At 60.3% G+C, this 12,159-nt stretch carries 7 protein-coding genes; 1 reads left to right on the forward strand and 6 read right to left on the reverse strand.

Translation table 11 applies throughout. The features are described from left to right. Positions 1 to 4: 4 nt before the first annotated feature. Positions 5 to 907 carry a LysR family transcriptional regulator gene (locus HDC30_RS14870; RefSeq protein WP_098966825.1) on the reverse strand — a complete coding sequence of 301 codons (903 nt, stop codon included), beginning with the start codon at positions 905 to 907 and terminating at the stop codon, positions 5 to 7. A 118-nt stretch (positions 908 to 1,025) separates the two neighbouring features. On the opposite strand from HDC30_RS14870, the gene HDC30_RS14875 reads away from it, so the two are divergent. Next, a complete protein-coding gene (locus HDC30_RS14875) occupies positions 1,026 to 2,303 on the forward strand; it encodes an MFS transporter (RefSeq protein WP_103368720.1) in 1,278 nt (425 codons plus the stop codon). 1 nt (position 2,304) lies between these two features. On the opposite strand, the gene HDC30_RS14880 is transcribed toward HDC30_RS14875, so the two are convergent. From HDC30_RS14880 to HDC30_RS14900, 5 genes are all read right to left on the reverse strand, one after another. Then, the gene (locus HDC30_RS14880) at positions 2,305 to 2,817 is read right to left on the reverse strand and encodes a cytochrome b (protein ID WP_183783781.1); all 513 of its coding nucleotides are present in this window, start codon (positions 2,815 to 2,817) and stop codon (positions 2,305 to 2,307) included. Between the two features lie 188 nt (positions 2,818 to 3,005). After that, positions 3,006 to 4,073: a uroporphyrinogen decarboxylase gene (gene hemE, locus HDC30_RS14885; RefSeq protein WP_027611320.1), complete on the reverse strand. Its 1,068-nt coding sequence runs from the start codon at positions 4,071 to 4,073 to the stop codon at positions 3,006 to 3,008. A gap of 239 nt (positions 4,074 to 4,312) precedes the next feature. Next, positions 4,313 to 5,731, reverse strand: coding sequence for an FAD-dependent oxidoreductase (locus HDC30_RS14890; protein WP_096794696.1), 1,419 nt, complete (start codon positions 5,729 to 5,731; stop codon positions 4,313 to 4,315). Between the two features lie 33 nt (positions 5,732 to 5,764). Continuing rightward, the gene (gene gltB, locus HDC30_RS14895) at positions 5,765 to 10,210 is read right to left on the reverse strand and encodes a glutamate synthase large subunit (RefSeq protein WP_183783783.1); all 4,446 of its coding nucleotides are present in this window, start codon (positions 10,208 to 10,210) and stop codon (positions 5,765 to 5,767) included. 350 nt (positions 10,211 to 10,560) lie between these two features. After that, a complete protein-coding gene (locus HDC30_RS14900) occupies positions 10,561 to 12,150 on the reverse strand; it encodes an AAA family ATPase (RefSeq protein ID WP_183783785.1) in 1,590 nt (529 codons plus the stop codon). Positions 12,151 to 12,159: the final 9 nt, after the last annotated feature.

Genomic DNA, 12,159 nt, shown 5'->3' on the forward strand with positions numbered 1-12,159 from the left:
GCAATCAAGCTTTTGAAGGCTCAACCTTGCGTGTCAGCAGTTCGACAAACGCCTTGGCCATCGGCGATTTCTGATCCTTGCGCTGCACCAGCCACACCGCCGACACCGCCTCCGGATCGAGCAGTGGTCGATAGACCACACCATCAATGCGCATCCGCTGGTAGGACGCCGGCAACACCGAAACCCCCAGCCCCGCTGCGACCAGTCCGATGATGGTCATCGCCTCACCCGCCTCCTGGGCGAAGTGCGGACTGAATCCGGCATCGCGGGCCAGACTGAGCAGTTGCGCATACAAACCGCTGCCATAGCTGCGTGGAAAGAACACGAACGGCTCCAGCGCCAGCGCCGAGAGGAACAAGCCTTCCTCGCTGCCCTGCGCCAACGGATGTTTGGAGCCGAGCACCGCCACCAGCGGCTCACGCATCAGCTCCACCACACTCAGCGAATCCGGTAGGCCCAGCGGGCGCATGATCCCTACTTCGATCGACTGATCCACCAGCGCATCCGCGACCATGGTGCTGCTCATCTCCCGCAGGTTCAGGTGCACTGCCGGGAAACGCTGGCGAAAAGCAAAAATCGCCTGGGGAATGGTCGAGTTGAACGGCGCCGACGAGGTGAAGCCAATCTTCAATTCGCCGAGTTCGCCGAGTTGCGCACGCCGGGCAACGTCCGCCGCTTTGTCGACTTGCGCCAGCACCAGTCGCGCCTCCTGCAGAAACAATCGGCCGGCCTCGCTCAGCTCGACCCGACGATTGGTGCGCTCGAACAACCGCGCGCCGACCTCTTGCTCCAACGCCTGGATCTGCTGGCTCAGCGGTGGCTGAGAAATCCCCAGCACCTGTGCGGCGCGGCCGAAATGCAGTTCTTCGGCGACGGCGATGAAGTAGCGCAGATGACGCAATTCCATGGAAACCCCACTAGGTCGTTAAAGCTATCAAACAGGTCGAACAATATATTGGATAGAAACATTAGCCAGCTATATGATTTTTTCATTGCCTGCCTGGCCGTGCCCTCCGAGGTCTGATGTGAAAACCGCCGCCGCCCCTCTTGCCCATGAAGTTCCGCCTGCCGCGACGGACGATGTCATCGCCGAGCTGCAGGAGATCTACATCGAAAAAGGCACGCCGATGTTCATGCGCACGGTGCTCGCGCTGTTCAGCGGTGGCTTCGCGACCTTCGCTTTGCTGTATTGCGTGCAGCCAATGATGCCGCTGCTGTCTCACGAGTATTCGATCAACGCCGCGCAGAGCAGCCTGATTCTGTCGGTGGCGACCGGCATGCTGGCCGTCGGGCTGTTGATCACCGGGCCGATCTCCGACCGGGTCGGACGCAAACCGGTGATGGTCGCGGCACTGTTCGCCGCCGCGTTGTGCACCATCGCCAGCTCGATGATGCCGAGCTGGCACGGTGTGCTGATCATGCGCGCGCTGATCGGGCTGTCGTTGAGTGGTCTGGCGGCGGTGGCGATGACGTATCTGAGCGAGGAAATCCATCCGCAGCACATCGGTCTGGCGATGGGCCTGTACATCGGCGGCAACGCAATTGGCGGGATGAGCGGGCGGTTGATCACCGGGGTGCTGATCGACTTTGTCAGCTGGCACACGGCGATGCTGGTGATCGGCGGTTTGGCATTGGTCGCAGCGGCGGTGTTCTGGAAGATCCTTCCCGAATCGCGCAACTTCCGCTCGCGCTCGCTGCATCCACGCAGCCTGCTTGATGGCTTCACCATGCACTTTCGCGACGCCGGCCTGCCGCTGCTGTTTCTTGAAGCGTTCGTGCTGATGGGCGCTTTCGTCACCCTGTTCAACTACATCGGCTATCGCCTGCTGGCCGCGCCGTACAACCTCGATCAGGTGTTCGTCGGTTTGCTGTCGCTGGTGTACCTGTCGGGCATCTACAGCTCGGCGAAGATCGGTTCACTGGCGGACAAACTGGGGCGGCGCAAAGTGCTGTGGGCAACCATCGCACTGATGTTCGCCGGCCTTGCACTGACTATGTTCACACCGCTGTTGCTGGTGATCGTCGGCATGCTGATCTTCACCTTCGGCTTCTTCGGCGCGCACTCGGTGGCGAGCAGCTGGATCGGCCGGCGCGCGACCAAGGCCAAGGGCCAGGCGTCGTCGTTGTATTTGTTCAGCTATTACGCCGGGTCGAGTATTGCCGGCACGGCTGGCGGGGTGTTCTGGCATCTCGGCGGGTGGAATGGCATCGGCCTGTTTATTGGCGCCCTGTTGATGATCGCGCTGTTGGTGGCGTTGAAACTGGCGAAGTTGCCGCCCCTCGGTGGCAGCGCTCCCGCTTGAGTCAGAACACCATTTTTTTCAGGATTCGGCGCCCACACATTTCGTGTTTGATAACGGCTGCGATGTGTAGCGCTACTTGAACCAGTAACATCACGCACGCCCAAACATGGATGACGAAGAACCGATCAATCCACTGTAGATCGTTCAGCGGCGCCGGAATAAGAACCAGATCAAATATATTGATCGGTCGATCCATCATTAATATTCCTGTGAGCAAGACAACCGCCGTCATCAGATAAATAGACTTATGCATCCAACTCGCCAGACGCTCCAAAAAGGTCCTGTCCACCTCGCAAGTGGTGTGAGAGCCTCTGACAGAAACATACAATCTCAGTATAAATATCGGAATAAATAAAGCCGTCACCGAAACATTTATAAATCCGACTATCGATTTTGTTTCCGCTGCAACTTTAATGACTGACACATAGAAGCCAGACAACAGAGCCCATAAAATTACTGCCGCAGATATCCAGTGCAAAGCAATCTGGAGACGCGAATATCCAACCCTTTTCATTGCAACCATCCTGATAAACAAGTGGCGCCATTACAAGGCTCTTAATTATCAACGTCAACGAGAAAACCATTAACAGAAACTGCACAAAGTAAACAATCTTTACGAACAAGGTTTATTGCACGTTCAACTTAAACATACAAAAATCAATTACCGCCCGAACATTGCATTCGGGCGGTCGTGTCAAAATCTTACTTGTGATACTGCGCCGACAGTTCATGCACCGCGCGCAGGAACGCACCGGCGTGCTCTGGGTCGACTTCCGGAGTGATGCCATGACCCAGGTTGAACACGTGGCCACTGCCTTTGCCATAGCTGGCCAGAATGCGCCCGACTTCAGTGCGGATCGCTTCCGGTTTGGCGTAGAGCACGGTCGGGTCCATGTTGCCTTGCAGCGCGACCTTGTCGCCGACACGGGCGCGGGCGTTGCCGATGTCGCAGGTCCAGTCCAGGCCCAGTGCGTCGGCGCCAGCGTCGGCGATACTTTCCAGCCACAGGCCGCCGTTCTTGGTGAAGAGGATCACCGGCACTTTGCGACCGTCGTGCTCGCGGATCAGGCCGCTGACGATTTTCTTCATGTACGCCAGGGAGAACTCCTGATACGCCGCCGCCGACAGGTTGCCGCCCCAGGTATCGAAGATCTGCACCGCTTGCGCGCCGGCCTGGATCTGGCCGTTGAGGTACGAGGTCACCGACTGCGCCAGCTTGTCCAGCAGCAGGTGCATGGCTTGCGGGTTGTCGTAGAGCATCGCCTTGGTCTTGCGGAAGTCTTTCGACGAGCCGCCTTCAACCATGTAAGTGGCGAGGGTCCACGGGCTGCCGGAGAAGCCGATCAGCGGCACACGACCATTCAGCTCGCGGCGAATGGTGCTGACCGCGTCCATCACATAGCCGAGATCCTTGTGTGGATCAGGGATCGGCAACGCTTCGATGTCGGCCAGGGTGCTGACGACTTTCTTGAAGCGCGGGCCTTCACCGGTCTCGAAGTACAGACCCTGGCCCATGGCATCGGGGATGGTGAGGATGTCGGAGAACAGGATCGCCGCGTCCAGTTGCGGGTAGCGGTCGAGCGGTTGCAACGTAACTTCGCAAGCGAATTCCGGATTCATGCACAGGCTCATGAAATCACCGGCCTGGGCACGGCTGGCGCGGTATTCCGGCAGGTAGCGGCCGGCCTGGCGCATCATCCACACCGGGGTGACGTCTACAGGTTGCTTGAGCAGGGCGCGGAGGAAACGGTCGTTCTTCAGGGCAGTCATGTCGGCATCCGGAAAAAAAGTGCGGGCATTTTCTCAGAGCGCGACGCAAAAGGCACGGATGCAGGTCAGCCTTTTGTCTATCGGGTCAATTTATTGCGTTGGAATACTGATTTTGCAACACCCCAAAACAACTGTAGGAGTGAGCCTGCTCGCGATAGCGGTGTTTCAGTCAATGCATCAGGGACTGATCTACCGTCATCGCGAGCAGGCTCACTCCTACAAGGTATTGCGTTGTTTGCTTAGACACCCAGGTAATCGAGGATCCCTTCAGCCGCATTGCGGCCTTCGAAGATTGCCGTTACCACCAGGTCGGAACCGCGCACCATGTCGCCACCGGCGAAGATTTTCGGGTTGCTGGTCTGGTGCTTGTACTGACCTTGCTCAGGCGCGACGACGCGGCCCTGGCTGTCGGTCTGGATTTCGAACTGTTCGAACCACGGTGCCGGGCTTGGACGGAAACCGAACGCAATGACCACGGCGTCGGCCGGGATGATCTCTTCGGAGCCCGGGATCGGCTCGGGGCTGCGACGGCCACGGGCATCCGGTTCGCCGAGACGGGTCTCGACCACCTTCACGCCTTCGACCTTGTCTTCACCGACGATCGCGATCGGCTGGCGGTTGTAGAGGAATTTCACGCCTTCTTCCTTGGCGTTCTTCACCTCTTTGCGCGAGCCGGGCATGTTCGCTTCGTCACGACGATAGGCGCAGGTCACCGACTTGGCGCCCTGACGAATCGAAGTGCGGTTGCAGTCCATCGCCGTGTCGCCGCCGCCGAGTACCACGACCTTCTTGCCTTTCATGTCGACGAAATCTTCCGGCGACTTTTCAAAGCCCAGGTTGCGGTTGACGTTGGCAATCAGGAAGTCCAGCGCGTCGTAGACACCCGGCAGATCCTCACCGGCAAAACCGCCCTTCATGTAGGTGTAGGTGCCCATGCCCATGAATACCGCATCGTATTCGGCGAGCAGTTGCTCCATGGTCACGTCCTTGCCGATCTCAGTGTTGAGGCGGAACTCGATGCCCATGCCGGTGAAGACTTCGCGACGATTGCTCAGCACGGTCTTCTCAAGCTTGAACTCGGGAATGCCGAAGGTCAGCAGACCGCCGATTTCCGGGTTCTTGTCGAACACCACCGGGGTCACGCCGCCACGTACCAGCACGTCGGCACAGCCCAGACCCGCCGGGCCCGCACCGATGATCGCGACACGTTTGCCGGTCGGTTTGACCTTGGACATGTCCGGGCGCCAGCCCATGGCGAATGCGGTGTCGGTGATGTACTTCTCGACCGAACCGATGGTCACCGCACCGAAACCGTCGTTGAGGGTGCAGGCACCCTCGCACAGCCGATCCTGCGGGCACACCCGGCCACAGACTTCCGGCAGGGTGTTGGTCTGGTGCGACAGCTCGGCGGCCTGGAGGATGTTGCCCTCGGCCACCAGCTTCAGCCAGTTGGGAATGAAGTTGTGCACCGGGCACTTCCACTCGCAATACGGGTTGCCGCAACCCAGGCAGCGGTGGGCCTGATCGGCCGACTGCTGGGGTTTGAACGGTTCGTAGATCTCGACGAACTCTTTCTTGCGTTGACGCAACAGTTTCTTCTTCGGATCCTTGCGCCCGACATCGATGAACTGGAAGTCGTTATTCAGACGTTCAGCCATTGTTAAAACCTCATCAAACTCTTCAGGCGCATATCACTGCGGGTTGGCACGAGTGCTGGAAAGCAACGACTTCAGGTTGGCAGCCTTAGGCTTGACCAGCCAGAAACGACGCAGGTAGTCATCAAGGTTCTCGGCGAGTTCACGACCCCACTCGCTCTCGGTTTCCTTGACGTACTCGTTCAGCACGTTCTGCAGGTGGCTGCGGTAGGCTTCCATCGCCTCGCCGCTGATCCGCTGGATTTCCACCAGTTCGTGGTTGACCCGGTCAACGAAGGTGTTGTCCTGATCGAGCACGTAGGCGAAACCACCGGTCATGCCAGAGCCGAAGTTGTAACCGGTCTTGCCCAAGACGCAGACGAAACCACCGGTCATGTACTCGCAGCAGTGATCGCCAGTGCCTTCCACGACGGTGTGGGCACCGGAGTTGCGCACGGCAAAACGCTCGCCTGCGGTGCCGGCGGCGAACAGCTTGCCGCCGGTGGCGCCGTACAGGCAGGTGTTGCCGATGATGGCGCTGTTCTGAGTCTGATAGACGCTGCCCTTCGGCGGTACGATGACCAGTTTGCCGCCGGTCATGCCTTTGCCGACGTAGTCGTTGGCGTCGCCCTCCAGGTACATGTTCAGACCGCCGGCGTTCCACACGCCGAAGCTCTGACCGGCCGTGCCTTTGAAGCGGAAGGTGATCGGCGCGTTGGCCATGCCCTGATTGCCGTGCTTGCGTGCGATTTCGCCGGAGATCCGCGCACCGATCGAACGGTCGCAGTTGCAGATGTCCAGTTCGAACTCGGCGCCGCTGAGGTCGTTGATCGCCGACGTCGCCATGTCGACCATTTTCTCGGCCAGCAGGCCTTGGTCAAACGGCGGGTTGCGCTCAACGCCGCAGAATTGCGGTTTGTCCGCCGGGATGTGATCGCTGCCCAGCAGCGGGGTCAGATCCAGATGGTGCTGCTTGGCGGTCTGGCCCTCGAGGATTTCCAGCAGATCGGTACGACCGATCAGCTCTTCGAGGGAACGCACGCCGAGCTTGGCCAGCCACTCACGGGTTTCTTCGGCGACGTAGGTGAAGAAATTCACCACCATGTCAACGGTACCGATGTAGTGATCCTTGCGCAGCTTCTCGTTCTGCGTCGCAACGCCGGTGGCGCAGTTGTTCAGGTGGCAGATGCGCAGGTATTTGCAGCCCAGCGCGATCATCGGCGCGGTACCGAAGCCGAAGCTTTCTGCGCCGAGGATGGCCGCCTTGATCACGTCGAGGCCGGTTTTCAAGCCGCCGTCGGTCTGCACCCGGACTTTGCCGCGCAGGTCGTTGCCGCGCAGGGTCTGGTGGGTTTCAGCGAGGCCGAGTTCCCACGGAGCGCCCGCGTATTTGATCGAGGTCAGCGGCGAAGCACCGGTGCCACCGTCGTACCCGGAGATGGTGATCAAGTCCGCATAGGCCTTGGCCACACCGGCGGCGATGGTGCCGACGCCCGCTTCCGCCACCAGTTTCACCGAAACCAGTGCCTTCGGGTTGACCTGTTTCAGGTCAAAGATCAATTGCGACAAGTCTTCGATCGAGTAGATGTCGTGGTGCGGCGGTGGCGAAATCAGGGTCACGCCCGGCACTGCGTAACGCAGCTTGGCGATCAGACCGTTGACCTTGCCGCCCGGCAGTTGCCCGCCCTCGCCCGGTTTGGCGCCCTGCGCAACCTTGATCTGCAGCACTTCGGCGTTGACCAGGTATTCCGGGGTGACACCGAAACGGCCGGTCGCGACCTGCTTGATTTTCGAGCTCTTGATGGTGCCGTAGCGCGCCGGGTCTTCGCCGCCTTCGCCGGAGTTGGAACGCGCACCGAGGCGGTTCATGGCTTCGGCCAGGGCTTCGTGCGCTTCCGGCGACAGTGCGCCCAGCGAGATACCGGCGGAGTCGAAGCGCTTGAGCACCGATTCCAGCGGTTCGACTTCGCTGATGTCCAGCGGCTTGTCGAGGGTCTTGACCTTGAACAGGTCGCGAATCATCGACACCGGGCGGTTATCCACCAGCGAGGTGTATTCCTTGAACTTGGCATAGTCGCCCTGCTGCACGGCGGCTTGCAGGGTGTTGACCACGTCCGGGTTGTAAGCGTGATATTCGCCGCCGTGGACGAACTTCAGCAGACCGCCCTGCTGGATCGGCTTGCGCGGACTCCAGGCTTCGGTAGCGAGGGCTTTCTGCTCGGCTTCGATGTCGACGAAACGCGCACCCTTGATGCGGCTCGGCACGCCACGGAAGCTCAGCTCGCACACTTCTTCGGACAGGCCGATGGCTTCGAACAGTTGCGCACCACGGTACGAGGCGATGGTCGAGATGCCCATCTTCGACAGGATCTTCAGCAGACCTTTGGTGATGCCTTTGCGGTAGTTCTTGAACACCTCATAGAGGTCGCCCAGCACCTCACCGGTACGGATCAGGTCGCCCAGCACTTCGTAGGCCAGGAACGGATAGACCGCCGAGGCGCCGAAACCGATCAGCACCGCAAAGTGATGTGGATCGCGCGCGGTGGCGGTTTCAACGAGGATGTTGGAATCGCAGCGCAGGCCTTTTTCGGTCAGGCGGTGGTGCACCGCGCCGGTGGCCAGCGAAGCGTGGATCGGCAGCTTGCCCGGGGCGATATGGCGGTCGCTGAGGACGATCTGGGTACGCCCGGCGCGCACGGCTTCTTCAGCCTGATCGGCGACGTTGCGAATCGCCGCTTCGAGGCCGAGGCTTTCGTCGTAGTTGAGGTCGATGATCTGCCGCTCGAAACCCGGGCGGTCGAGGTTCATCAGCGAGCGCCACTTGGCCGGCGAGATCACTGGCGAGCTGAGGATCACGCGCGAGGCGTGCTCCGGCGATTCCTGGAAGATGTTGCGCTCGGCACCGAGGCAGATCTCCAGCGACATCACGATCGCTTCACGCAGCGGGTCGATCGGCGGGTTGGTGACCTGCGCAAACTGCTGGCGGAAATAGTCGTACGGCGTGCGCACACGCTGCGACAGCACGGCCATCGGCGTGTCGTCGCCCATCGAACCAACGGCTTCGTAGCCCTGTTCGCCAAGCGGGCGCAGCACCTGATCACGCTCTTCGAACGTGACCTGATACATCTTCATGTATTGCTTGAGCTGATCGACATCGTAGAACGCCGAACCGTGGTCGTTGTCTTCCATGGTCGCCTGGATGCGCAGGGCATTCTTGCGCAACCATTGCTTGTACGGATGACGGGATTTCAGACGGTTGTCGATCGCGTCGGTGTCGAGGATCTGCCCGGTCTCGGTGTCCACGGCGAGGATCTGCCCCGGACCGACACGGCCCTTGGCGATCACGTCTTCTGGCTGGTAGTTCCAGACGCCGATTTCCGAAGCAACGGTGATGAAACCGTTGGTGGTGGTAACCCAGCGCGCCGGACGCAGACCGTTACGGTCGAGCAGGCACACCGCGTAACGACCATCGGTCATCACCACGCCGGCCGGACCGTCCCAAGGTTCCATGTGCATCGAGTTGTACTCGTAGAACGCACGCAGATCCGGGTCCATGGTTTCAACGTTCTGCCACGCTGGCGGAATGATCATCCGCACGCCACGGAACAGGTCGATGCCACCGGTGACCATCAGTTCGAGCATGTTGTCCATGCTCGAGGAGTCGGAACCGACACGGTTGACCAGCGGGCCGAGCTCTTCCAGATCCATCAGATCGTTGGTGAACTTGGTCCGACGGGCCTGTGCCCAGTTACGGTTACCAGTGATGGTGTTGATCTCACCGTTGTGGGCGAGGAAACGGAATGGCTGGGCCAGCGGCCATTTCGGCAAGGTGTTGGTGGAGAAGCGCTGGTGGAACACGCAGATCGCGGTTTGCAGGCGCTGGTCACCCAGGTCCGGATAGAACGCGGCCAGGTCGGCCGGCATCATCAGGCCTTTATAGATGATGGTCTTGTGCGAAAAGCTGCAGATGTAGTGGTCGGTGTCGGCGGCGTTGGCCACCGACGAGCGACGACGGGCGCTGAACAGCTTGACCGCCATGTCCTGATCGCTCAGGCCTTCACCGCCGATGTACACCTGCTCGATCTGCGGCAGGCGCTCGAGGGCCAGTCGGCCGAGGACGCTGGTGTCGATCGGCACTTTGCGCCAGCCGATCAGTTGCAGGCCTTCAGCGAGGATCTCGCGGTTCATGTTCTCGCGAGCGGCTTCGGCCTTGGCCGGATCCTGGTTGAAGAAGACCATGCCCACGGCATATTGCTTGGGCAGTTCGACGCTGAAGTTTTCCTGGGCCATCGCCCGCAGGAACGCGTCAGGCTTTTGAATCAGCAGACCGCAACCGTCACCGGTCTTGCCGTCGGCATTAATCCCACCGCGGTGGGTCATGCAGGTCAGGGCCTCGATGGCCGTTTGCAAAAGGGTATGACTGGGCTCGCCCTGCATATGGGCTATCAGGCCGAAACCGCAGTTATCCTTGAATTCATCTGGTTGGTACAGACCTGCTTTCATAGACACTTTCTCACCAGGCTGCCTCTTTTCGAGGCAAATTTCTTTTCAATTCAACCACTTGCTTGCCGCGCCGAACGTACGCCGGCTTTGCGGGGGCAAAAGGGTGGTCATTGTACACAGCGACACAGAGGCTCACAAATTTGACGACGAAATGTCGCAAATTCATGTCGCATTTGTGAAAGGTTTAAAGCGATCTGCTGTGCTAGTCAAAACTTTTTTAATTTTGACTGCAACGACTCAAAGACTACTGTGACGCAGACACCACAAGGCACGCGGTCTGTAGAGACGGCGCGCACTCGTAGAAATTTTGAGGTGCTTGGAGAGGCGGCCTGGGTAAGGCCGCCGAATCTTCAGCGAGTTGTTGCCAGTTCCTGTTGGACGCTGGCGACAGTGCGAGGCCAAGGTTTACCAGCCTGAACCTTCGCTGGCAAGGCCTTGATGGCAGAAACGGCTGCATCACGATTGGCGAAGTTGCCGTAGGTGATCACGTAGAGAGGCTTGCCGTTGAGGACTTTCTTGAAATAACGGTACTCGCCGCCCTGCTCCTTGACGAAGTTCTGCGCGGTCGCTTCGGAGCTGGTGCCGAGGATCTGCACCACGTAATTGCTGGTCGGCTGACCGGCGTACCAGCTGCCACCGGCAGCCTTGGCCACGGTAACCGGCTTCTCGGCCGGTTTGGCAGCCGCAACAGGCTTGGCCGGGGCCGGAGCCGGTTTGGCCGCTGACGCTGCCGGAGCAGGCTTGGCGGTGGCGACTTGAGTCGGTGCCGGGGTCGGCTTGGCCGCCGGAACAGGTACTGGCGTCGGAGCCGGGCCGGCCGGAACACCTGCCGGTGGTGCGGAAGTCGTGACGGTCGGCGGCGTTGCGCTGGAGCCTTCGACCGGCACGCCGTCGTCACCTTCAGTGATGCCGCCTGCGGCTTCAGCCAACGGGCCGCGCATCACCGGTTGCGAGTTGCCCACCAGCGGCAGCGGCATCGGCTGGGTATTGCCGGCGAACTCGACGTTCGGCGCGCCACCCTTGGCGCCCTGACCCAATGGCAGTTGTGCCTGTTCGTTGGCGGGTGCGCCAGTGGTTGGCGCCTTGTTGCGACCCGGCATCAGCCAGGCGGCGGCGACCGCGACCACAACGACGGCGGATATCGCCAATACGTGTTTCTTCGGCATGTTGAACCCCATACTTGGACGCTTGACCGCAGAGCGGCTGGCAATCATGACTTCGATCAGTGCATCGCGAGCGACCTGGTTGATGTTGCCAGGCCAACCCTCGGCGCTTTCGTGAATCTCAGAGATCTGATCCGCGGTGAAAAGTTCGACACCCCGGCCCGCACCTTCGAGCCGTTGGTCGAGATATTCGCGGGTCTCTTCTTCGGTATACGGCTGCAGTTCGATGACGTGGAAGCGCTCTTCCTCGAGGTGCAAGGCCTCCAGTTGCGCGATCAGCGACGACTCACCGAACAGGAACACGTGCGGGCGACCTTCCGGTGCACCGGCCCCTAGCGCCATCAGCGCTTCGAGCGCGGATTCGTCGAGCTGCTCGGCGTCATCCACCAGCAGATAGACCTCCTGGCCGGTAAGCGCGAGCTGCACCACCTGATCCAGAATCGCGCCAACTTCGGCCTGAGCCACGTTCAGTGCCTGAGCCATCTGACGCAGCACGCCGGCGGCATCGCCAGCTCCACGGGCCGACACGACAACGCTTTGCACCGATTGCTTGTTGGTGCTGGCTACCAGCGCCTGACGCAGCAAGGTCTTGCCGCTGCCCTGCGGGCCGGTGACCACCAGCAGCAACTGGCTGTAACGCGCCAGGTGGTGCAATTGCCCCAGCACCGGTTTGCGCTGGGCCGGGAAGAATTTGAAGCCCGGCACCCGCGGCGCGAAAGGGTCGTGACTTAACTGGAAATGGCCGAGGAACGCCTCGTCGGCATGCAAACTAGTCATCGGAATCTT

The organism is Pseudomonas sp. JAI115, assembly GCF_014200835.1.
Classification (GTDB): domain Bacteria; phylum Pseudomonadota; class Gammaproteobacteria; order Pseudomonadales; family Pseudomonadaceae; genus Aquipseudomonas; species Aquipseudomonas putida_A.